General features: G+C 47.2%; 19 protein-coding genes. 8 read left to right on the forward strand and 11 right to left on the reverse strand.

Features of this window, described 5'->3' with window-relative positions; all coding sequences use genetic code 11:
- Nucleotides 1-3 precede the first annotated feature (3 nt).
- From hisD to BFG58_RS22360, 8 genes are all read left to right on the forward strand, one after another.
- Complete coding sequence (gene hisD / locus BFG58_RS22325) at nucleotides 4-1,308, forward strand: histidinol dehydrogenase (RefSeq protein WP_045908762.1); 1,305 nt, start codon at nucleotides 4-6, stop codon at nucleotides 1,306-1,308.
- Nucleotides 1,305-2,366 carry a histidinol-phosphate transaminase gene (gene hisC, locus BFG58_RS22330; protein WP_021241431.1) on the forward strand — a complete coding sequence of 354 codons (1,062 nt, stop codon included), beginning with the start codon at nucleotides 1,305-1,307 and terminating at the stop codon, nucleotides 2,364-2,366. Before hisD ends, hisC begins: the two co-directional genes overlap by 4 nt.
- The gene (hisB, locus tag BFG58_RS22335) at nucleotides 2,363-3,430 is read left to right on the forward strand and encodes a bifunctional histidinol-phosphatase/imidazoleglycerol-phosphate dehydratase HisB (protein ID WP_045908600.1); all 1,068 of its coding nucleotides are present in this window, start codon (nucleotides 2,363-2,365) and stop codon (nucleotides 3,428-3,430) included. Before hisC ends, hisB begins: the two co-directional genes overlap by 4 nt.
- Entirely contained in the window at nucleotides 3,430-4,020 is a 591-nt protein-coding gene (gene hisH / locus BFG58_RS22340) for an imidazole glycerol phosphate synthase subunit HisH (protein WP_069720591.1), read from the forward strand. Before hisB ends, hisH begins: the two co-directional genes overlap by 1 nt.
- A complete protein-coding gene (gene hisA / locus BFG58_RS22345; RefSeq protein ID WP_069720592.1) occupies nucleotides 4,020-4,757 on the forward strand; it encodes a 1-(5-phosphoribosyl)-5-[(5-phosphoribosylamino)methylideneamino]imidazole-4-carboxamide isomerase in 738 nt (245 codons plus the stop codon). The genes hisH and hisA overlap by 1 nt, the downstream gene beginning before the upstream one ends.
- Entirely contained in the window at nucleotides 4,739-5,515 is a 777-nt protein-coding gene (gene hisF / locus BFG58_RS22350) for an imidazole glycerol phosphate synthase subunit HisF (protein WP_048029350.1), read from the forward strand. Before hisA ends, hisF begins: the two co-directional genes overlap by 19 nt.
- Nucleotides 5,509-6,120: a bifunctional phosphoribosyl-AMP cyclohydrolase/phosphoribosyl-ATP diphosphatase HisIE gene (hisIE, locus tag BFG58_RS22355; protein ID WP_045908603.1), complete on the forward strand. Its 612-nt coding sequence runs from the start codon at nucleotides 5,509-5,511 to the stop codon at nucleotides 6,118-6,120. The genes hisF and hisIE overlap by 7 nt, the downstream gene beginning before the upstream one ends.
- A gap of 142 nt (nucleotides 6,121-6,262) precedes the next feature.
- Nucleotides 6,263-7,267, forward strand: coding sequence for an NAD-dependent epimerase (locus BFG58_RS22360; protein WP_069720593.1), 1,005 nt, complete (start codon nucleotides 6,263-6,265; stop codon nucleotides 7,265-7,267).
- Between the two features lie 52 nt (nucleotides 7,268-7,319).
- On the opposite strand, the gene ugd is transcribed toward BFG58_RS22360, so the two are convergent.
- From ugd to rfbC, 11 genes are all read right to left on the reverse strand, one after another.
- A complete protein-coding gene (gene ugd / locus BFG58_RS22365; RefSeq protein ID WP_021241437.1) occupies nucleotides 7,320-8,486 on the reverse strand; it encodes a UDP-glucose 6-dehydrogenase in 1,167 nt (388 codons plus the stop codon).
- Nucleotides 8,487-8,717: 231 nt separating this feature from the next.
- On the reverse strand, nucleotides 8,718-10,124 hold the full coding sequence (gene gndA, locus BFG58_RS22370) for an NADP-dependent phosphogluconate dehydrogenase (protein WP_069720594.1): 1,407 nt from the start codon (nucleotides 10,122-10,124) through the stop codon (nucleotides 8,718-8,720).
- A 135-nt stretch (nucleotides 10,125-10,259) separates the two neighbouring features.
- Nucleotides 10,260-11,486 (reverse strand): acyltransferase, encoded by a 1,227-nt coding sequence (locus BFG58_RS22375; RefSeq protein ID WP_069720595.1) that lies wholly within the window; start codon nucleotides 11,484-11,486, stop codon nucleotides 10,260-10,262.
- A 42-nt stretch (nucleotides 11,487-11,528) separates the two neighbouring features.
- Nucleotides 11,529-12,878: a glycosyltransferase gene (locus tag BFG58_RS22380; protein ID WP_069720596.1), complete on the reverse strand. Its 1,350-nt coding sequence runs from the start codon at nucleotides 12,876-12,878 to the stop codon at nucleotides 11,529-11,531.
- Between the two features lie 26 nt (nucleotides 12,879-12,904).
- Complete coding sequence (locus BFG58_RS22385) at nucleotides 12,905-13,840, reverse strand: NAD-dependent epimerase/dehydratase family protein (RefSeq protein ID WP_069720597.1); 936 nt, start codon at nucleotides 13,838-13,840, stop codon at nucleotides 12,905-12,907.
- 66 nt (nucleotides 13,841-13,906) lie between these two features.
- On the reverse strand, nucleotides 13,907-15,247 hold the full coding sequence (locus BFG58_RS22390; RefSeq protein ID WP_069720598.1) for a glycosyltransferase family 4 protein: 1,341 nt from the start codon (nucleotides 15,245-15,247) through the stop codon (nucleotides 13,907-13,909).
- A gap of 11 nt (nucleotides 15,248-15,258) precedes the next feature.
- Nucleotides 15,259-18,888 (reverse strand): methyltransferase domain-containing protein, encoded by a 3,630-nt coding sequence (locus BFG58_RS22395; protein ID WP_069720599.1) that lies wholly within the window; start codon nucleotides 18,886-18,888, stop codon nucleotides 15,259-15,261.
- 59 nt (nucleotides 18,889-18,947) lie between these two features.
- Entirely contained in the window at nucleotides 18,948-20,384 is a 1,437-nt protein-coding gene (locus BFG58_RS22400) for an ABC transporter ATP-binding protein (protein WP_069720600.1), read from the reverse strand.
- Complete coding sequence (locus BFG58_RS22405; RefSeq protein WP_065102659.1) at nucleotides 20,374-21,192, reverse strand: ABC transporter permease; 819 nt, start codon at nucleotides 21,190-21,192, stop codon at nucleotides 20,374-20,376. The genes BFG58_RS22400 and BFG58_RS22405 overlap by 11 nt, the downstream gene beginning before the upstream one ends.
- Nucleotides 21,193-21,243: 51 nt before the next feature.
- Complete coding sequence (locus BFG58_RS22410) at nucleotides 21,244-22,173, reverse strand: glycosyltransferase family 2 protein (protein ID WP_052319787.1); 930 nt, start codon at nucleotides 22,171-22,173, stop codon at nucleotides 21,244-21,246.
- 83 nt (nucleotides 22,174-22,256) lie between these two features.
- The gene (gene rfbC / locus BFG58_RS22415) at nucleotides 22,257-22,805 is read right to left on the reverse strand and encodes a dTDP-4-dehydrorhamnose 3,5-epimerase (RefSeq protein WP_069720601.1); all 549 of its coding nucleotides are present in this window, start codon (nucleotides 22,803-22,805) and stop codon (nucleotides 22,257-22,259) included.
- Nucleotides 22,806-22,809 lie beyond the last annotated feature (4 nt).

The following is a 22,809-nucleotide window of genomic DNA, read 5'->3' on the forward strand; positions in this document are numbered from 1 at the left end:
GCCATGAGCTTTAACACAATCATCGACTGGAATACCTGTAGCGACGCACAGCAGCGCGAGCTGCTGATGCGCCCGGCGATTTCCGCCTCTGAAAGCATCTCGCGCACCGTGGCGGAGATCCTGGATAACGTCAAAGCCCGCGGCGATGACGCGCTGCGTGAATACAGTGCAAAGTTTGATAAGACGGAAGTTGGCGCATTACAGGTTACCGAGCAGGAAATGACTGATGCCAGCAATCGTCTGGGAGATGACATCAAACAGGCGATGGCCGTTGCGGTGAAAAACATTGATACTTTCCACACCGCGCAAAAGCTGCAGACCGTAGATGTGGAAACCCTGCCCGGCGTGCGTTGCCAGCAGGTGACCCGCCCGGTTGCGTCGGTCGGCCTCTATATTCCTGGTGGCTCTGCCCCGCTTTTCTCCACCGTACTAATGCTGGCGACACCCGCGCGCATTGCCGGGTGTCAGAAAGTGGTGCTGTGCTCGCCGCCACCGATAGCCGACGAGATCCTGTACGCGGCGAAGCTGTGCGGCGTGCAGGCGGTCTATAAAGTGGGCGGCGCGCAGGCGATTTCAGCCCTGGCGTTCGGCACGGAATCCATTCCCAAGGTCGACAAAATCTTTGGCCCGGGCAATGCGTATGTGACCGAGGCTAAGCGTCAGGTCAGCCAGCGTCTGGACGGCGCGGCCATCGATATGCCTGCCGGCCCGTCTGAAGTGCTGGTGATTGCCGACAGCGGCGCCACGCCGGATTTCGTCGCGTCTGACCTGCTTTCCCAGGCGGAACACGGCCCGGATTCGCAGGTCATCCTGCTGACGCCGGATGCCGATATGGCGAAACGCGTGGGCGAAGCCGTGGAGCGTCAGCTTGCCGACCTGCCCCGCGCCGACACGGCACGCCAGGCGTTAGCGGCCAGCCGTCTGATTGTGGCGCGCGATCTTGAGCAGTGCATTGCTATTTCTAATCAGTACGGTCCGGAGCACCTGATTATTCAGACCCGCAATGCGCGCGATCTGGTCGACAGCATTACCAGCGCGGGCTCGGTGTTCCTCGGCGACTGGTCCCCGGAGTCCGCGGGCGATTACGCCTCCGGCACCAACCACGTGCTGCCAACGTATGGCTATACCTCAACCTGTTCCAGCCTGGGACTGGCGGATTTCCAGAAACGCATGACCGTGCAGGAACTCTCCCGCGAAGGGTTTGCCTCACTGGCGTCCACCATTGAAACTCTGGCCGCCGCCGAGCGTCTGACCGCCCACAAAAATGCCGTTACGCTGCGCGTTGCAGCCCTGAAGGAGCAAGCATGAACATTGAAGAATTAGCCCGCGAAAATGTCCGTCGCCTGACGCCCTATCAGTCTGCGCGTCGTCTGGGCGGCAAAGGGGATGTCTGGCTGAACGCCAACGAATATCCAACGGCGGTGCAGTTTGAGCTGTCGCAGCAAACGCTGAACCGTTATCCGGAGTGTCAGCCGAAGGCGGTAATCGAAAACTACGCGCAGTATGCTGGCGTGAAGCCAGAGCAGGTGCTGGTCAGCCGCGGCGCGGATGAGGGCATTGAGCTGCTGATCCGCGCGTTCTGCGAGCCGGGCAAAGACGCCGTCATGTACTGCCAGCCGACCTACGGCATGTACAGCGTCAGCGCGGAAACCTTTGGGGTGGCGTGCCGCAACGTGCTCTCCCTGGAGAACTGGCAGCTGGATCTGCAGGGCATTGCCGACAATCTTGACGGCGTAAAAGTCGTCTTTGTCTGTAGCCCGAACAACCCGACCGGGCAGATTATTAACCCACAGGATATCCGAACCCTGCTGGAGATGACGCGCGGAAAAGCGCTGGTGGTGGCCGACGAAGCCTACATCGAGTTCTGCCCGCAGGCGACGCTGGCTGGCTGGCTTGAAGAATATCCGCACCTGGTCGTGCTGCGTACGCTGTCGAAGGCTTTCGCCCTCGCGGGTCTGCGCTGCGGATTCACCCTGGCGAATAAAGAGGTCATCGACCTGCTGCTGAAGGTGATCGCTCCGTACCCCCTCTCGACGCCGGTTGCCGATATTGCGGCACAGGCGCTGACGCCTCAGGGGATTAACGCGATGCGCGAGCGCGTGGCGCAAATCCTGGAGGAACGTCAGTACCTGGTGACCGCCCTGAAGGATATCCCGTGCGTGGAGCAGGTATTCGACTCGGAAACCAACTACATCCTGGTGCGCTTTACCGCCTCCAGCGCCGTATTTAAATCTTTGTGGGATCAGGGCATTATCTTACGAGACCAGAATAAACAACCTTCTCTGAGCGGATGCCTGCGCATTACCGTCGGCACCCGCGCAGAGAGCCAGCGCGTCATTGACGCCCTGAAAGCGGAGAAAGTATGACCCAGAAGATCCTTTTCATCGATCGTGACGGCACCCTTATTTCGGAGCCACCAGCTGATTTTCAGGTCGACCGATTCGACAAGCTGGCGTTTGAACCTGACGTGATCCCGGTGCTGCTCAAGCTGCAAAAAGCCGGATACAAGCTGGTGATGATCACCAACCAGGACGGTCTGGGTACCGACAGCTTCCCGCAGGCAGACTTTGACGGCCCGCATAATTTAATGATGCAGGTGCTGACCTCTCAGGGCGTGGTGTTTGATGAAGTGCTGATTTGCCCGCACATGCCAGCCGACGAGTGCGACTGCCGTAAGCCAAAGGTGAAGCTGGTCGAGGGCTATCTGGCAGAGGATGTGCTGGATAAGGCCAACAGCTATGTCATCGGCGATCGCATCACTGATATTACGCTCGCGGAAAACATGGGCATCGCGGGGCTTCGCTACGACCGTAACAACCTTAACTGGGCGATGATTGGCGAACAGCTGACAAAACGTGACCGCTACTCGCACGTTGAACGTAACACCAAAGAGACGCAGATTGATGTGAAGGTCTGGCTGGACCGCGAAGGCGGCAGCAAGATCCACACCGGAGTGGGTTTCTTCGACCACATGCTGGACCAGATTGCCACCCACGGCGGTTTCCGCATGGAGATCACGGTAAAAGGCGATCTTTATATTGACGATCACCACACCGTGGAAGATACCGGCCTGGCGCTGGGTGAAGCCCTCAAGCTGGCACTCGGTGATAAACGCGGCATCAACCGTTTTGGCTTTGTCCTGCCGATGGACGAGTGTCTGGCGCGCTGTGCGATGGATATCTCCGGTCGCCCGCACCTGGAATATAAAGCAGACTTCAATTACCAGCGCGTGGGCGATCTGAGCACCGAAATGGTGGAGCACTTCTTCCGTTCATTGTCCTACACCATGGGCCTGACGCTGCACCTGAAGACCAAAGGCAAGAACGACCACCACCGCGTAGAGAGTCTCTTCAAGGCCTTCGGCCGCACGCTGCGCCAGGCAATCCGCGTGGAAGGTGACGCCCTGCCCTCATCAAAAGGAGTCCTGTAATGAACGTGGTGATTCTGGATACCGGATGCGCCAACCTGAACTCCGTAAAGTCGGCGATTGCGCGCCACGGCTACGAGCCGGTGGTCAGCCGTGACCCGGACGTGGTGCTGCGTGCCGACAAGTTATTCCTGCCGGGCGTGGGCACTGCGCAGGCGGCGATGGATCAGATCCACACGCGCGAGCTGGTCGATCTGATCAAGGCTTGTACCCAGCCGGTGCTGGGGATTTGCCTGGGCATGCAGATTCTTGGCCGCCGCAGCGAGGAGAATAACGGCGTTGACCTGCTGGGCATTATCGACGAAGACGTGCCGAAGATGACCGACCACGGTCTGCCTCTGCCGCATATGGGCTGGAACCGCGTGTACGCCAAAGCGGGCGACAGGCTTTTTCGCGGCATTGAAGACGGCGCGTATTTTTACTTCGTACACAGCTACGCCATGCCGGTGAACGCGAATACGATCGCCCAGTGCACTTACGGTGAGGCGTTTACCGCAGCCGTGCAGAAAGACAATTTCTTCGGCGTACAGTTTCACCCGGAGCGCTCAGGCGCCGCGGGCGCGCAGCTGCTGAAAAACTTCCTGGAGATGTGATGATTATTCCCGCGTTAGATTTAATTGACGGCACGGTTGTCCGTCTTCATCAGGGCGATTACGGGCAGCAGCGAGACTACGGAAACGATCCGCTGCCGCGTCTGCAGGATTATGCCACCCAGGGGGCTCAGGTGCTGCATCTGGTCGATTTAACAGGTGCGAAAGACCCGGCAAAACGCCAGATCCCTCTGCTGAAAAATCTGGTTGCCGGTGTTGATGTGCCGGTACAGGTGGGCGGCGGCGTACGTACAGAAGATGACGTTGCGGCACTGCTGGACGCGGGCGTAGCGCGCGTGGTGGTCGGTTCAACCTCGGTGAAAGAGCCTGAGATCGTAAAAGGCTGGTTCCGCCGCTTTGGCGCCGACGCGCTGGTACTGGCGCTGGACGTGCGCATTGATGAACAAGGTAATAAGCAGGTGGCGGTCAGCGGCTGGCAGGAAAACTCCGGCGTGACGCTGGAGGCGCTGGTCGAGATGTATCTCCCCGTTGGCCTGAAGCACGTGCTGTGCACGGATATCTCCCGTGATGGAACGCTGGCGGGCTCCAACGTCTCGCTGTATGAAGAGATCTGCGCGCGTTATCCGCAGGTGGCGTTCCAGTCTTCGGGCGGAATTGGTGATTTAAACGATATTGCCGCGCTGCGCGGAACGGGCGTACAGGGCGTGATTGTGGGCCGAGCCCTGCTGGAAGGTAAATTTACGGTGACGGAGGCGATTCAATGCTGGCAAAACGGATAATCCCTTGCCTGGACGTACGTGACGGCCAGGTCGTGAAAGGCGTGCAGTTCCGCAACCACGAGATCATTGGCGACATCGTTCCGCTGGCAAAACGCTATGCTGATGAAGGCGCAGACGAGCTGGTGTTCTACGATATTACCGCGTCCAGCGATGGCCGCGTAGTCGACAAAAGCTGGGTAGCTCGCGTGGCGGAAGTGATCGATATTCCGTTCTGCGTGGCGGGCGGGATTAAATCCGCTGACGATGCGGCCCAAATTCTCTCGTTTGGTGCCGACAAGATTTCCATCAACTCCCCTGCCCTGGCCGACCCGGAGTTGATTACTCGTCTCGCCGATCGTTTTGGCGTGCAATGTATTGTGGTTGGGATCGACACCTGGTATGACGCCGCAACGGGCAAGTACCACGTCAATCAATATACGGGTGACGAAAGCCGCACGCGCGTAACGCAGTGGGAAACGCTCGATTGGGTGCAGGAAGTGCAGAAACGTGGCGCGGGCGAGATTGTGCTGAACATGATGAACCAGGATGGCGTGCGTAACGGGTATGACCTCGAGCAGTTGAAAAAAGTCCGTGCAGTCTGCCACGTTCCGCTGATTGCCTCCGGCGGCGCGGGCACCATGGAACATTTCCTCGAAGCCTTCCGCGATGCGAACGTGGATGGCGCGCTGGCCGCTTCCGTGTTCCACAAACAGATTATTAATATTGGTGAGTTAAAAACGTACCTGGCCGACCAGGGCGTGGAGATCAGGGTATGTTAACAGAGCAACAACAGGCGCAGCTGGACTGGGAAAAAACGGATGGATTACTGCCGGTGGTTGTCCAGCATGCCATCTCAGGCGAAGTGCTGATGCTGGGCTATATGAACCAGGACGCGCTGGCGAAAACGATCGAAAGCGGCAAAGTGACGTTTTACTCCCGCACGAAACAGCGCCTGTGGACCAAAGGGGAAACCTCGGGTCATTTCCTGAACGTGGTCAGCATAACACCTGACTGCGATAACGATACCCTGCTGGTGCTGGCAAACCCAATCGGCCCGACCTGCCATAAGGGCACCAGCAGCTGCTTCGGCGAGGCGAGTCATCAGTGGCTGTTCCTGTATCAACTGGAGCAGTTGCTGGCAGAGCGTAAAACGGCAGATCCTGAGAGTTCTTATACCGCGAAGCTGTACGCCAGCGGCACCAAGCGAATTGCGCAGAAGGTGGGTGAAGAAGGCGTTGAGACTGCGCTGGCCGCGACCGTGCATGACCGCGAGGAGCTGACGAATGAAGCCTCTGATTTGATGTATCACCTGCTGGTGCTCCTGCAGGATCAGGCGCTGGATTTGACGGCGGTGATTGAGAATTTACGTAAAAGGCATAAATAAACATCCTACCGGGGGAGCGCTCGCTCCCCTTTTCCTGTAATAAAGCAGTTATCATTCCTTCCGTGAGCGGGTATCATCAGCCGATAGTGTAAACGCACGATTTTATGCGTTAAGAGTTACTCATTTAACATTGAGGTTGAAGATGAAATTTCTGGTCACCGGCGCTGCCGGCTTTATCGGTTTCCACGTCAGCGAGCGCCTGCTGCAGGCAGGACATCAGGTTGTAGGAATTGATAACCTTAATGACTATTACGATGTCAATCTGAAGCAAGCGCGACTGGATCTGCTTACATCCGACAATTTCACTTTCCATAAGCTGGATCTGGCCGATCGCGAAGGGATGGCCTCGTTGTTTGCAGCTGAGAAGTTTGACCGCGTGATCCACCTCGCCGCGCAGGCTGGCGTACGTTACTCTCTGGAAAATCCGCACGCTTACGCGCAATCAAACCTTATCGGCCATCTCAACGTACTGGAAGGCTGCCGACACAACAAGGTGCAGCATTTACTGTATGCTTCTTCCAGCTCTGTTTACGGCCTGAACCGAAAGATGCCTTTCTCCACCGATGACTCGGTTGATCACCCGGTTTCCTTGTATGCCGCGACGAAAAAATCCAACGAACTGATGTCGCATACCTACTCTCATCTTTACAATCTGCCGACGACCGGCCTGCGCTTTTTCACTGTGTATGGGCCATGGGGCCGTCCGGACATGGCGCTGTTTAAATTTACTAAGGCCATGATTGAAGGCAATAGTATTGATGTTTACAACTATGGCAAGATGAAGCGCGACTTCACCTATATCGATGATATTGTTGAAGCTATTATTCGCCTGCAGGATGTTATCCCTCAGGCCGATGCGAACTGGACCGTTGAGACAGGGTCTCCGGCGTCCAGCTCTGCGCCGTACCGTGTTTACAACATTGGCAACAGTGCGCCCGTAGAGCTGATGGATTACATCACCGCGCTGGAAGAAGCGTTAGGCAAAGAAGCGGATAAAAATATGATGCCTGTTCAGCCAGGTGACGTGCTCGAAACAAGCGCGGATACCACGGCGCTCTATGACGTGATTGGGTTTAAGCCGAAAACGTCGGTGAAGGAAGGCGTGAAGAATTTTGTGGACTGGTATCGCAATTTCTACAAGGTATAAAAAAACAAAACCCGGCGAATGCGCCGGGTTTTTTATGCGTTACGGGCAGTAATCAGTCGCTGCCGAACAGATCGCGGGTATACACTTTATCCGCAACGTCCGCCAGCTCTTCCGCCATGCGGTTAGAGATGATCACGTCCGCCTCTTTCTTGAATGCATCCAGATCACGCACCACGCGGGAATGGAAGAACTCATCTTCCTTCATTACCGGTTCATAAATAATGACCTGTACACCCTTGGCCTTAATGCGCTTCATGATGCCCTGGATGGAAGATGCACGGAAATTATCGGAGCCACTTTTCATAATCAGGCGATAGACGCCCACCACTTTCGGCTGACGGGAAAGTATTGAGTCAGCTACAAAATCTTTGCGGGTCCGGTTGGCATCAACAATCGCCGAGATGATGTTGTTAGGAACAGACTGATAGTTAGCCAGCAGCTGCTTAGTATCTTTCGGCAGGCAGTAACCGCCATAGCCAAACGACGGGTTGTTATAATGATTGCCGATACGTGGATCCAGACAAACGCCTTCGATAATTTGACGGCTATTCAACCCCAGGCTCTCTGCATAGCTGTCCAACTCATTAAAATATGCCACACGCATGGCAAGATACGTGTTAGCAAAAAGCTTGATGGCTTCCGCTTCGGTCGAATCGGTGAACAACGTTGGAATATCTTTTTTGGTCGCCCCTTCCTGCAGCAGCGCAGCGAATCGCTCGGCGCGCTCTGAACGCTCGCCAATAACGATGCGTGATGGGTTCAGGTTGTCATACAGCGCACGCCCTTCACGGAGAAATTCCGGGGAGAAGATGACATTATCAATGCCGTACTTTTCTTTAACGGACTGGGTAAAACCAACCGGGATGGTGGATTTAATGATCATCACCGCGTTCGGGTTGATTTCCGTAACATCGCGGATCACCGACTCAACGCTCGAGGTGTTGAAGTAGTTGGTTTTAGGATCATAGTCGGTCGGTGTGGCGATAATCACATAGTCCGCCCCACGATAAGCATCCTGCTTGTCAGTGGTTGCGCGGAAGTTTAGCGGCTTCGTTGCCAGATACTCTTCAATCTCTTTATCTACAATCGGGGACTGCTTCTTGTTAAGCATGTCCACTTTAGCCTGCACGATATCCAGCGCAACCACTTCGTGGTTCTGAGCAATCAAGATACCGTTGGAGAGACCTACATAACCTGTACCGGAAATTGTTATTTTCATTCGCGAATAACTTCTGTAAGTGAGCTGTAGAGATGACCGCAGGGCCATCACGATAATCAATAACTGTAGGGCTTTTTACCTCCTGCCTTGTGGGAGTGTCAAGGCGAAGCCTTAGGAATAGCCCGTCCAGGTACAACATTCAGACTACTTCGAATATGTGGTTGTGATTTTGGTGAAAAAAAACCCGGAGAATATCTCCGGGTTTATATAACAACCTGAGGCTAAATCAGATTAGTCCAGCCATTCCGTGTGGAACACACCTTCTTTATCTGTACGCTTATAGGTATGCGCACCGAAATAATCACGCTGAGCCTGAATGAGGTTAGCCGGCAGTACCGCAGCACGATAGCTATCGTAGTAGGCTACTGCAGCAGAGAAGGTCGGAACCGGGATACCGTTCTGCACCGCGTAGGCTACCACGTCACGCAGCGCCTGCTGGTATTCGTCAGCGATTTTCTTGAAGTACGGTGCCAGAAGCAGGTTGGCGATACCGGCGTTTTCAGCATAGGCATCGGTGATTTTCTGCAGGAACTGCGCACGAATGATGCAGCCCGCACGGAAAATCTTCGCGATCTCACCGTAGTTCAGATCCCAGTTGTTCTCGTCTGATGCCGCACGCAGCTGAGAGAAGCCTTGCGCGTAAGAAACGATTTTCCCCAGGTACAGTGCACGACGAACTTTCTCAACGAACTCCGCTTTATCACCTGCTGGTTTAGCCTGCGGGCCAGACAGCACTTTAGATGCCGCCACGCGCTGCTCTTTCAGAGAAGAGATGTAACGCGCAAAGACAGATTCGGTGATCAGAGACAGCGGTTCGCCCAGATCCAGAGAACTCTGGCTGGTCCATTTACCGGTGCCTTTGTTCGCTGCTTCATCCAGAATCACATCAACCAGGTATTTACCCTCTTCATCTTTCTTCGTGAAGATATCTTTGGTGATGTCGATCAGGTAGCTGTTCAGCTCGCCTTTGTTCCACTCAGTGAAGGTTTCCGCCAGCTCTTCATTGGAGAGGTTCAGGCCGCCTTTCAGCAGGGAATATGCTTCCGCGATCAGCTGCATATCGCCGTATTCAATGCCGTTGTGCACCATTTTCACATAGTGACCAGCACCGTCAGGACCGATATAGGTCACACACGGCTCGCCATCTTCTGCAACAGCAGCGATTTTGGTCAGAATAGGCGCCACCAGCTCGTATGCTTCTTTCTGGCCGCCAGGCATGATGGATGGGCCTTTCAGCGCGCCCTCTTCACCACCGGAAACACCGGTACCGATGAAGTTAAAGCCTTCAGCGGACAGTTCACGATTACGACGAATGGTGTCCTGGAAGAAGGTGTTACCGCCATCAATGATGATGTCGCCTTTTTCGAGGTAAGGCTTCAGGGAGTCGATAGCAGCATCGGTACCTGCACCTGCTTTCACCATTAACAGGATACGACGAGGGGTTTCCAGAGACTCAACGAATTCTTTAACCGTATAGAAAGGGACCAGTTTCTTGCCTGGGTTCTCGGCAATCACTTCTTCAGTTTTTTCACGGGAGCGGTTAAATACGGAAACGGTATAGCCACGGCTTTCAATGTTAAGCGCCAGGTTGCGCCCCATAACTGCCATACCGACAACGCCGATTTGTTGCTTGGACATTACATACTCCTGTCAGGTGTGAGCACCCGATAGCTTAGGTGCTATCGGGGTTAATAATCTGAGATGTTAACTCATAAAACCCAGCGTGGCATAGCAAGTGCATGCTCTTTTATGCTGTAAAAGTCATTTTATAGGTTAATAAGGGGCAAAAACTTTGATGCAAGCCAACATCACAATTACTGCTAAAGAGTTAATAAACAATGACTTATCAAATATCTCTTTTGAAAATGTTCTATTCTTATACCATTCAATAATGATTCTCCTGCAAGGCAGTTCAATTAAACGGTGTAAAAACCATGCAGTTAGCAGTGATATAGACCAAAAAATTAACGCTTGTTCAGTTACAGAAAGACCATTAAAAACAGATAAATTTTTCTGGAACCAGACAAGAACGCTCATATGGACCAGGTAAAGAGAAAAACTAATTTCACCCAGCAGAACAAAAAATTTAGCAGACAATATCTTATTAATTATTCCATTACCATAAGCAAAGATCAGAATAAGGAATGCAAAGGAAAAAACAGATCCGGCTTTTGATAGATAATAGCTGAGCACTACCCCGGTCTGCTCACCAATTCCTACGAAACCAGTAAATCTTGGCGAAAGCCACATTGTGAAAACTGCAATTATTATCGCCATAATTTCCGCAATGGAAAAAACAGCACTAGAGCGCGAGGTATTCCATGAATGATCGCGTGTCTTCATATATACATTACAGACAAGAACTCCAATGTAGAACTCAAAAATTCTTACCCATGGATTTATATAAAGCAGCCCCATTAAGCTAAACTGGCTATTACCTTCATCCGCAGAAACGTTCCATAACACACCGAAACACAGGTGCATAATAACAGCAATACTTAAAATGATTAATTTAAGCCATTTACCAGGTATCAGGCTTGTTATTAATAATGGAAACGCAATATAGAAAAACATCTCCGTGGAGATACTCCAGGAGACGCCGTTAAAGGTAAGAAATACATCTTTCAATGGCACCAGTGACTGAAGCAAGAAAGTATGCAGGAAAGCGGTGAACGCAATGGCCGCTCCCTGTAGCCCCCCTTGGTTAATACCACCCGTGAATATTACAAGTAAGAGCATCGCAAAAAGATGTGATGGCAGGATTCTTGCGAAGCGTGCAACATAGAATCCTTTTACTTCCGCGAAGGTTTTTAATTTAGGATAATTATAAGTGAGTATAAATCCTGACAAAACAAAAAAGAAAGATACACCCTGCGCTAAAGATAAAGTTGTTGCAATGCCTAGTGAACCAAATAAACCGTGACCATGCCCTAAAACGATCATTGCCGCAGCAAAGAACCTTAGAGAAGTAAGTGCGTCTAATTTTTTTATATTCTGCATAGTTTTTTTTCAGATTTGCTTGCTATAAAACTTAAGCATAATTCATTCATGCCTCGCCTCCCAAACATCATAGATATCATCAACATATTGGCATGATGTCTTTGGTCTTACTGAACCCTGACTTAGCCTTGTTAAATCTGCGTCTATTAAAGATTTTATTTTTTCATAAAGATCTTTATAATTGCCGGCTTCGAACAAAAGCCCATTAATATTATGGGTTATTACCGCAGAGATTCCCGGCAGATTTGACCCAATAACAGGACAATTCGCTGCCTGCGCAGAATAAATAACAAGCGGTGTGTTTTCGAACCAAACAGACGGAACCACCAGGACATCAAATTCATCTAAGACTGATAAGATTTTATTATTTGGAAATACTCCCTTAAAAGAAATATTTCCTTTTCCTGCTGCAAGACTATATAGTTCTTTAACGTAATCAGGAAATTCGTCTCCACTGCCAAAGATAGTCAATGACGCAAAATTATCTGGTAATAAATTAACAGCTTTTATTGCAACATCACAGCCTTTATGCGGTGCCAGTGTCCCAATGAAACCTATTCGTAATGGTCTATCTTTAGCCCATTTCTTATATTTAGCTTCAGTAAATCCTTCATTAAAATCAATACCAAAACTTTTTTCGTATATGATGGATGGACTGACGCCGTATTTGATGAAAAGCTCAGACATAAAACGATTGGGGGAAATAATACCCTGGATTCTATTCAGCGCACTAACAGTATTATCAATGCGATGTGCCATCGCCTTCACCTCATGGCTCATCGGATACTTGATGTTTTTATATCTCTTAGTAACGTCGGTGAGTTTGTCAAAAACAACACTGGGTATTATTTGAATGATATTTGCTGTAAATCTATTTACCCTATCCTGTGCAAAATGCTTTACGCAATTTCCAGAATACCTATCAGGACCATTACAGAAACATCCATTATTAAGCATTAATTGTGCCGTTGGGCATATCATCCAGAAATCAGTTGGAGTGAAATATTGTGCGATTCCAGCGTCGGCAAGATAGTTAATAATTCTCACCCCAAGCCTGTTTAGGTGAAAATGATGCACTAATTGAGGTTGGTAACTCTCGCATACCTCAGTGAAATAATGCTCAGCTAACTTATTATTATATCCTACATCAATCATTGATGTTTGATCGGCCACCGGCGAATAAGAGTGATGGAATCGATAAATATGGATGTTTTCGTATTCATATTCATCAAATCGTTCATCTTCAGCAAGTTCACTTTTCGCTGGATGGCCTGTAAAGACACGTACATCATGACCGCGTCTTATGAGCTCTTTTACTACCGACAATGTTAATACTTCAGTACCAGCTCTGTATTCTGGAAAAAACTGATGAACGGTAATTAATATTCGCATTAATGATTACTCAATATTAATTCCTGCTATTTATTATGTATTACTTGTTTCATCCACTCTGCAGTACGGACTAGACCGTCCTGCATAGTTACTTTTGGTTCCCAGCCTAATTCATTTCGAGCCTGTTGATTGCAAAGCACACTGATATCGATGTCGAATGAACGACCTGGTTTATAAATAACCTGGACCGGCTCTGTTACGATATTTTTCATCATATCAATTAATTCATTCAGGCTTGTTCCTGTTCCGGAACTTATATTAAAGCATTCTTTTTCACCTTCATAGGTGATAGCTTTTGCAAAGGCTTCAGCAACATCGCTTACATGAATATAATCTCGTTGCACATTACCATCTCCCCAAATTTCAATGGGAGCCCCCTTCAGGATGTTGTGCATAAATATACCAATTGCACCCTGCGCGGTTTCCACGCGCTGTCTTTCACCATAGGGGTTAGCAACACGCAAAGTTACCGCTTTGATCCCATGCAACTTACTGAACATATGCAAATATTTTTCTATCGCTAACTTAGTAATACCATAAGATACTACTGGCTCTGTGGGATGCTTTTCATCGATAGGAATATACTGGGGGTTTCCATAAACAGTACCACCTGAAGATATAAATACAATACGCTTAACTTTGTGTTCGACCATAGCGTTAAGCATGTGCAAGCTTGGAATGATATTTGTTTGTACGTCATAAACAGGATCATCATTAGAGCTTTTAGGCAAAGTGGTTGAAACTAAATGAACGACCCCATCCATGCCTTCAACGGCATCTTTCAAATCATGGCTACTGCTAAAATCCCCGGTTGTCCATTCAACATTTTCTGTTTCTGCAAAATGGCGATAAGGCGGCACACGAGGTCGCTCAAATATACGTAATTGATGGCCTTCCTGTAACAATCTTTCACAAATTGCAGAGCCAATAAATCCACCACCACCAAAAACAACTAATTTCATTTTCCCTCCAGGGATATATCTATACTTAACCACGCAGAACGATCGGATAAGGTGCCGGCATAGTAATTAGTTCGGCTGGTAAAGACTTAATGTTTCTTTCGCCATAACTTCCGTAGTACGCAAATATTCAGTCGTTAATGAAAGTTTGCTCAGCAATCCTGGCGTTTGCAGAATGTATGATAGCTTCTCGGTAAGATCATTTACATCACCACGTTTGAAGCTATATCCATTCTTCCCTTCAGTTAGAAACTCGGTCATTCCTTCGACGTCAGAAACCAATACCGGAGTATGCGTCGCAAGGGAGTTTAATAAAACTAAAGGACTGTTTTCGTACCAACGGGAAGGTATAACGAAGAGATCCATCTCCTGGAAAATGTTAGCGGTTAGTGACTGCTCAAAGGTACCCATAAATGAGATACCATCCACGCCTTCACTTAATCTGTTCAGTTCTTCCATATAATTTACGGACTGATTGGTAGGCCCATAAATCTTAAGCACCGCACTATTTTTAGGAAGCCTTTTAAACGCTTCAATAATGAGGTCTGTACCTTTATGAGGCGCAATCTGACCAATATAACCAATGACCGGGATATGACCTTTACTACGCAGCGGTTTTGGCTGGCGATCGATATCCATGCCGAACCACAACTTAGTCATCGGTACGCTGATGCCATTTTTCTCATAGGCTTTCTTAAGAAAGGCAGTTGGCGCAACGGCGCCTTTATAATATGTATTATAAAGGTATGATAACGTATCAGGGCGTTGTGCAAGATCTTCGACTATGCCTTCCAGATGACTATTTTTCAGCAAGCCTATCTGTTTAGCGCCAACAAGGCCTTTTGAAATGACGTTAGCAGCAACAGGTGTGGCTGCTTTACTCAACCAACCACTGGCATAGCCATTTCGCGCAGCTTCTTTTAAATAACAGGCAATACAATTAGCTCTGGAAACTGAAGGACCGGCACATAAATCACCATTTGCTGCTTCAAGTTTATTATTAAAGCAAAACCCAAAGAAATCTGTGAACGTGGTATAAGTCGGTATATTTAATTTCCCCGTTACTTCAAGAAGAACAGAGGTATGGTTAATAAGATGCGTTATGTGAACAATATCTGGTTTAAGTTCAGCAAGAATACTTTCCAGCACGTCACGCATTTCAGGTTGATAATAAGTCTCTTTAATTCTTGAATGTGGAAGAACATTCTTATCTATTGATATCACTGGAATGCCTTCCCAGGAATAGCGGCTGACCAATTCTGCTTGTTTAGCCTCCCCTTGAAAGACTGCAGAAACTACTGTGACATCATGGCCCCAGGCACGATAATGTTTAGCTAAACCTAAGGTATACGTTTCAGTACCATAGAAATGGTCAGGAAAAAAACAATGTACGAAGAATACAATTTTCATAGTTTGCAATATTATTTTTTCGCCATTTCAGCATAAAGCCCAGCATAGGCTTCGATCATGGCCTGCACAGAAAAATTCTCTTCTGCACGCTGTTGATGTTCACGTCCCATTTTTGCTCGCAGCTCATCGTTATTGAGTAGTTCTACGGCAATGTCTGCCAGACTCTCTGCGTCGCCGCCTGGTGCCAGCATCTCTTTTGAGTTAACTATTTCACTAATTGCCCCAATATCATAACCGATTACCGGCACCCGCATATTCATGGCAAATGGGCTCACCTGTCCGAAACTCTCTTTCCAGACTGGCGCAACGAACAGAGACATACGGCGATAGTAATCAGGCAGAGTATCGTAGTCGACGTATCCAGTGAATTCAAATTGTGCTTCTACACCGGCACTTTTTACTGCCTGCTGGAAAGGCGATAGCAGACTACCTCCACCTACAATCAGAATTTTCGTTTTTGGTCTTTTCTGAGCAATGAGGATAAACGGCTTAATCGAATCCTCATTTAACTTATCGCACTCAAGTCTATAGACCATGCCTACGCAATCTGAAGGAACAGCTTCGTGGTCTGCTCGCATGAAGTGCGAAAAATCAGAACCTGGATAAACAGTAACATGCGTTGCATCAGGACGACCAAAAACATGTCGCACATAATCACTCACATAAACATATCGTTTAACCGCATCGGAAATGTGGGGTGCAATTGGTGTATTGATATTCTCAATAACCGGGATATCAAGGATTCTAGCGGCTTCTATTGCCTGCGCATACCAGGGTTCATCGACATCCCCCCAATAATGGACATGGACAAAGTCTGGCTGTCTACGCTTTAAATAATTAATAAATGGGGTTATATCGTGACTGTCACGTTGCTCCTCAATGTCGAGACCAATGTATGCAGGAGGATTTGGCGCATAGCTTGTCAAAACAAACTGTTCATAGTCATGTCCTAAATATTCGACTAAATCCACAACTAAACGCGATGAACCACCCGTCATAAAGTTTGCAATGATATGGGCAATCTTAGGTGCGCCCTGCTTAGTAATGGGCTTCTTGACCCGGTATCCAGTGGATATCAATGCGTTATCAGCAGTTTCAACAGGATGAGGACGCCGCGAGAAGCGATTACGTAGCCAGCTTGTAACTGGCTGTAATTTGCTTCGTAATGCACGCGGAGTAACAAGTGATGCAGAAAGGTAAGCGGCATGCATGACTTTACGCGCTCCCCACGGCTGATAAAGCATGACGTTCCGTAACCGCATCAAACGGGTTTGCATAACCGCATTAAATTCATGGAGCCTGGCTGCCTGTTCAGCTATAACCGTATCTTTTAAATTAATGGTATTTACAAGTTCAGCCGATGACGAATTCTTTAACTGCACAGAGCTTGTCAGCTCTGCTAATTCCATATCTTTTATATGCATAGAACTTGTCAGCTCTGCTAATTCCATATCTTTTAAATGCAGAGACTGAGTCATTTCAGCTAATTCTCTCTCTTTCATCTGAACGCTATGCGCTTGTTCAGACAATTGCGTTGTTTGGTGCTGTATAACATCACGCAGAGAGGCGGCGAAAGTATCGAGCGATAAAATTTGCGTCCTAAGGGAATCACACTGACTTTTTAGCGAAACAAACTGAGCATGAGGGCTTCTCTGCAGTTGCAGCCACCACCATGGCTTATCTTTAAAATCATCCAGGTTAGTTAACGCATAGGCACAATTGCTAGCAAAGTCGAGTATGGATGATAATTCAGGCAAGGCAAATTCTACTGGAGCGCTTAAATCACCCAGACTTAGTTGCCAGTCAGCTGTTACTGCACTTTGCGCAGCTGAAATGCCTGCCTTCCATGCTTCACGAGCAGATGCTTCATCACCACTATTAAGAGAAAGTTTCCCGAGGTACAGATATGCTTCAACTGTCCTGTTTGCGAGCAGAGGGCTAAATTGTAAAGGATCAATCTCAACACACTTCTTGAAAGCAATACGAGCTTTATCGTGCATACCTGCTTGTAGCCATAATTTTGCAATTACAAAATGAAGCGAAATCATCCAGCGAATTGCGTGAGGCGTTTCAGGCTTACTGACAATATATTCTTCAACCCGTTCGACAAAATCATTTATAGTATCGATGGAGGTCATTTCTTGCTTATTTAGCAACTGATACCCTTTAACACAAAGCGCTGCCCCAGCATCAGCGCTGTTGTTGTGGTTAGTATCGATAACTTTTTCTGTAAGTTCAGCCAGCAGCGCTTTGTTTTTCTGCCGCCAGCCAATATCTACCATCCCACGAACCAGCCACGGATTTTTATAATCACGTGCGAAAGCAGTTACATTCCACTTTGGCTGTGGGAAGGTTTTATGCTGTGTTTCATGATATACAGTATCTTCGGCGTTGAGAGGAGATTTCATGCCCACCGCAAGCCACCATTCAGATGGAGGTGCAATGGCCTCATCTATATCAGTACTAATCTCGTATAATTCTCGTTTTGCTGGCACCCAGTTTTTACTTCCAGCAGATTCTTTGTAATGTGTGGCGGACTGGACTGTCACATTTTCCAGCTCAAATGACGCCTTAAGCTGGCTGCGAAGTTTATCAAGCGTATAAACATGCAGGTGGAAGGGGTTGGGATCTTCCCCTGTTTCATCGCTCCAGTCGTTAGGGACACTGACGATGACGCGCCCTGCTGGTGTCAAAACGCGATGGAATTCTTTAAGTACACTCTCAGGATCGGGGATATGCTCTAGCGTTTCAAAAGAGATGACAACATCCACACTATTATCCGCGATATTATTTAATGCTTCTGGCAACATTCCGGCAGAAAAGGAAAGGTTACGCACGTCTGGAGAAAAATTAATATTTGCGTAATCAATGGCGTAGTCGCTGCCATCAATTCCTATCGTTTTAGCCGCCATGGTATTGCATTGAAGAATATAGCTTCCATAGCCCAGACCACAAGCAGCATCAAGTACTGTATCACCAGGGCGAACAAAGGTTGCGGCCCATTGATAACGGGCGATGTGGGCATCGGAACGTTCACCTGCTTCACGGGTCATATCCATATGCAGATCGCGTTCCTCCTTGAGCGCCTCAAGGGGATAACGTTCACTCGCTGTATGGGAAATGCACTCTAATAAAATTACGGCTTCCCCGCTCTCACGGCCCAGCGCACTATAGTCATTGACTAAATAATAAGAAGGGTGCTTACGGAAATTCTCGTTAAAGAACAGACTCTCCCAACCATTGCGATCAAGAACGTTTTCATTTACGTCACTCTGCTGAGAATGCGCTGTTTTTACCCGTAAATAAACTGAACGACGCGTTACGCGTTTTAACTCTTTAATTGCTTGAACAAGGAGTTCACGATCAATGTGCTCAAAATTATAAAGGATTACAGTGGTATCGAAGCTTTTATCTGCATACGGTAATTTTTGAGCATTACCTTGCATAAAACGCCCAGGCATCAAACTGTTTGCAGTAGCTACAGCTTCAAAAGACTCATCAACGCCATGCGCGTCTATACCATTGGCAAGCAGTGTCTGTACTAATTGTCCATTACCCGATCCAATATGGAGGAATGTTTGACCTCCACATGTGTTTAATATCTCTCGTGCAATAGTATCAATATTTTCAATATTCGTCATTTATATAGCCTGTCTTTTCCAGGTATTAGAAGCAATTGTTCAGTAATTTAACAATAATTTTAAAGCAAATCACTTACCATGCGTAAATCTGCTACACCACCGAAATGATAAGATTGAGGTTCCGTATTCACGGTAAAGAAGGCAGCCTCATCAATCCAATGAATCATACGTTGTTCAGCATAATAAGGTTTACCCTCTTCCGTGATTGAAACCTGGATCTCGTATAGATTGGGACCCATACCGCATATAAACTCAAATTTAATACTAAATAGTTGATCCTGAGAAAAATTGCGCCGCCAGAATATGTCTCCCGGCATTGTTACTCCGTTTAGTATCGCCATATCCTGGTTCAGCGTTCCCCAGGAGTACATTTTCACGCCTTCTTTATTTCTGATGCGCAAACCAACATTTAAATGTGTTAGATCCGTATGGGCTTTGCATTGAACAATAACGGTTACTTTATCGCGAGGATCAAAATTGGAACAAGGTTCTCCCTTTTCATTAAAGAGAGATACATCCAAAACCTCTGCATCCAGATCGCCAAAAGAAAATGCTTTGAGCCGCTCTGATAATGCAGGAGAATTAACATTATTTGCTAATGTGGAAGAATCACTCATATTCAGTGACTCAATTTTTCTCTGTTCTGCTTGCTGCTCCCCCGTTTGTTTAGCAGCTCTCATTTGACGCGCTTTTTCTTTAAGTTGTAAGGCTGCCTGGCTAAGCCTTTTCGACTCAATCTCATGCAAGGATTTTCTGTACTCAAGCAACGCATCCGCAGAAGTTCCAGTGAATTTGACGACGCCATGCTCAAGGAATATAGCCTTGTCCGTCATGGTACGGACGGATTCCTGATCATGCGAAACAAAAAGCAAAGTTGTCCCGTTGGTGCGTAACCGATCCATGCGCTCAAAGCATCTTTTCTGGAATAGTGCATCCCCTACTGCGAGGGCTTCATCCACAATCAGGATATCCGGCTCGATACATACTTGTACAGCAAACGCGAGGCGAACAAGCATACCACTTGAATAAGTTTTAGTCGGCTGATCGATAAACTCACCGATATCCGCAAACGCCAAAATCTCGTCAAAGCGTTCATTAATTTCGGCTTCCGTTAAACCAAGCACCGCACCGTTCATATAGACATTCTCGCGGCCAGAAAATTCAGGGTTGAAACCCGAACCCAGTTCCAACAGAGCCGCAACACGACCTTGAGTTTTTACAGAGCCTGACGTTGGGTTTAACGTGCCACAGATTAATTGCAGTAAAGTCGATTTACCTGAACCGTTTTGCCCGATGATACCTACTGATTCTCCTTTCGCTATTTCAAAGGAAACATCACGCAATGCCCAAAACTCACGGAATAACGGTTTTGGGTTTTTACCAACAAGGCGATGCAATCCTGAGTAAATGGACTGCTTCAGACGATCTGAAGGACGATCGTATATTTGATAACATTTACTCAGGTTTTTAACCTGGATTACAAAATCAGAGCACATCAGCAAAACCCTTCCGCGTTTTCTGGAACCATACAAAGCCTATCCAGGCGATAATAAAAGCAGAAACCCAGTAAATACCCAGTACGGTAAAATCAGGATGTTTCCCCCAATAAAGCGTATTACGGGTCTGCTCAATTACCGTAGTCAGAGGATTGAGGTACATTAACTGACGGAATTCTGGCGGCAAAATATCGGCTGAATAAAATACAGGGCTCAGAAACATTAAGGCAGTGGTAAAAAGCGTGATGAATTGATTAATGTCTCGCAAGAATACTCCCAAAGACGCAAGAATCCAGCTAATGCCAAGTGCTATAATCATTAATGGCATCAAAACCAATGGGAAGTAAAGTATGGTTAGATGAGGGATACCGAAAAATACACAATATGCAACAAGCCATACAAAAAGGCTAATTACCATATGAAAAAGCGCAGAGCCAAGCGATACAATTGGCAAAATCTCTAATGGATATACCACTTTTTTTACATAATTTACATTTGAGAGTATCAACTGTGGCGCTTTATTGAGACATTCGGAGAAAAGGTTAAATACAATCAGTCCTGCAAAAAGAACTAAAGCAAATTCACCTTTGGAAGCACTGCCCCCATGCCAACGAGCTTTAAAAATTTCGCTAAAGACAAAAGTATAAACAGTCAGCATGAAGAGTGGATTAATTAACGACCAAATAATGCCCATTGATGAACCACGATAGCGACCCTGAATTTCTCGTATCGTTGTTGTTTTAATGAGAAATCTGTTCCGCCAAATAGACGCCAGCATTTCACGCGGGCTTACAGGGAAATATTGCATTGAACACCTTTTCGAACATCTCGTAAACGTTTAATGTGACCTTGTGATACATTAGACTTTTTTCAATAATGCTGCGACAAATACAGCCAGAGTATCTATTTTAGTCTGCCTGTACATACCTAATTTAAAAAAATAATATATTCTTTGAAATACATTTTTTGTATGAATTGCTTTGAAAAATGAAAATCTTTCCTGATTTTCCTCTGTCAATAAGAACTTTATTTTTTCAATCTCACGGATATGTGCTGCGTTCCAGGAGCGATATTGTCCTTGAATAATCTTTTTGAGGCGAAGCAAACGAGCCCTTAACCCCATATTTGTACCAATCAGATTTTCACCATGCTGTCGATATCCTAAACTGGGCTGTGGATCATAATTAATTTCCCCACCAGCGCCGGAAATCAAAATATAAATCCACCAATCATGACTGACGACATTAACAATGCCTGCCTGACAAACAATTTTGCGTGCTGCTTCATTCATCACCATCGTATTGCCACCACCAATGTTCTGTACCAGGGCATTGCAAAATGACGGTGAACGAGTGAAAAGAGGAGACAAGCCAAGGCTCTCTCCTTTTTCATTGATCAGATGAGTTCTTGTACAATACAGAGCAGGTTTGTCTGTTGGTATATTTTTAAGCCATTCTACCGCGTGGGAAATTTTGTTTTCATACCAGATATCATCCTGATCTGAAAAAGAATAATAACTTGCCGTCAAATCCTCACGTAACAATAATGATAAAAAATTACTCACAAAGCCCTGTCTTGGTCCAGCCACAACTTTCACTTTCGACACATTCTTTAAGGCAAAATCAGCTACTCTGGAAAGCGTGTTATCTGTTGAACCGTCATCTGAAATAATTAACTTCCAGTTAGTATATGTTTGACGCTCAAATGATGTAAGTTGTTCGCAAATATATCGCTCTCCTTGATACGTAGCCATTAATATTGCGACATCATCATTATTTGCAAGGGTCATTTAAAAGTAATCTCATTAATGCAAAAAGTAAAATAAAGTAATAACCAGACTACCTATCCGGCCTTTATTTACGCGAATTTCAACTAATCATAAACTTGCGCTTCGGCAAAAAATTCGCCAGCTAAATCTTTCTGTGACAACTGAATATCGTTAATAGTTGGCCATTCAATATTTAGATCCGGGTCATCCCACTTGATACAACGCTCTGTTTTTGGCGCATAATAATTAGTTGCTTTATACAAAAATTGCGCTCGCTCACTTAGCGTTAAGAAGCCATGAGCAAAACCTTCAGGGATCCAGAACTGACGTTTATTTTCTGCACTTAAAATAACGCCTTCCCATTGACCAAAAGTTGGTGATGATCTGCGAAGGTCAACTGCCACATCAAAAACCTCACCTGCTACACAGCGAACGAGTTTGCCCTGAGAAAAGGGGTCAAGCTGATAATGTAAACCACGAAGAACACCGCGTTGCGATTCGGAATGATTATCCTGTACAAACTCAACACTACGTCCTATGGCCTCATCAAATATTTTCTTATTATAACTCTCAAGAAAAAAGCCTCGAGAATCCCCAAAAACTTTGGGTTCAAATATAATAACTTCTGGTATCTTTGTTTTGACTATATTCATTTCA

This window comes from Enterobacter sp. ku-bf2 (genome assembly GCF_001742765.1).
GTDB classification, from domain to species: domain Bacteria; phylum Pseudomonadota; class Gammaproteobacteria; order Enterobacterales; family Enterobacteriaceae; genus Enterobacter; species Enterobacter quasiroggenkampii.

Bases quoted from the DNA above. Each gene is read 5' to 3' on its own strand.
- hisC (WP_021241431.1), top strand. From the start codon at position 1,305: ATGAACATTGAAGAATTAGCCCGCGAAAATGTCCGTCGCCTGACGCCC.
- gndA (WP_069720594.1), bottom strand. From the start codon at position 10,124: ATGTCCAAGCAACAAATCGGCGTTGTCGGTATGGCAGTTATGGGGCGC.
- BFG58_RS22390 (WP_069720598.1), bottom strand. From the start codon at position 15,247: ATGAAAATTGTATTCTTCGTACATTGTTTTTTTCCTGACCATTTCTAT.
- hisH (WP_069720591.1), top strand. From the start codon at position 3,430: ATGAACGTGGTGATTCTGGATACCGGATGCGCCAACCTGAACTCCGTA.
- ugd (WP_021241437.1), bottom strand. From the start codon at position 8,486: ATGAAAATAACAATTTCCGGTACAGGTTATGTAGGTCTCTCCAACGGT.
- hisF (WP_048029350.1), top strand. From the start codon at position 4,739: ATGCTGGCAAAACGGATAATCCCTTGCCTGGACGTACGTGACGGCCAG.
- BFG58_RS22410 (WP_052319787.1), bottom strand. From the start codon at position 22,173: ATGACCCTTGCAAATAATGATGATGTCGCAATATTAATGGCTACGTAT.
- BFG58_RS22395 (WP_069720599.1), bottom strand. From the start codon at position 18,888: ATGACGAATATTGAAAATATTGATACTATTGCACGAGAGATATTAAAC.
- hisD (WP_045908762.1), top strand. From the start codon at position 4: ATGAGCTTTAACACAATCATCGACTGGAATACCTGTAGCGACGCACAG.
- hisIE (WP_045908603.1), top strand. From the start codon at position 5,509: ATGTTAACAGAGCAACAACAGGCGCAGCTGGACTGGGAAAAAACGGAT.
- BFG58_RS22375 (WP_069720595.1), bottom strand. From the start codon at position 11,486: ATGCAGAATATAAAAAAATTAGACGCACTTACTTCTCTAAGGTTCTTT.
- BFG58_RS22400 (WP_069720600.1), bottom strand. From the start codon at position 20,384: ATGTGCTCTGATTTTGTAATCCAGGTTAAAAACCTGAGTAAATGTTAT.
- BFG58_RS22405 (WP_065102659.1), bottom strand. From the start codon at position 21,192: ATGCAATATTTCCCTGTAAGCCCGCGTGAAATGCTGGCGTCTATTTGG.
- hisA (WP_069720592.1), top strand. From the start codon at position 4,020: ATGATTATTCCCGCGTTAGATTTAATTGACGGCACGGTTGTCCGTCTT.
- BFG58_RS22380 (WP_069720596.1), bottom strand. From the start codon at position 12,878: ATGCGAATATTAATTACCGTTCATCAGTTTTTTCCAGAATACAGAGCT.
- hisB (WP_045908600.1), top strand. From the start codon at position 2,363: ATGACCCAGAAGATCCTTTTCATCGATCGTGACGGCACCCTTATTTCG.
- rfbC (WP_069720601.1), bottom strand. From the start codon at position 22,805: ATGAATATAGTCAAAACAAAGATACCAGAAGTTATTATATTTGAACCC.
- BFG58_RS22360 (WP_069720593.1), top strand. From the start codon at position 6,263: ATGAAATTTCTGGTCACCGGCGCTGCCGGCTTTATCGGTTTCCACGTC.
- BFG58_RS22385 (WP_069720597.1), bottom strand. From the start codon at position 13,840: ATGAAATTAGTTGTTTTTGGTGGTGGTGGATTTATTGGCTCTGCAATT.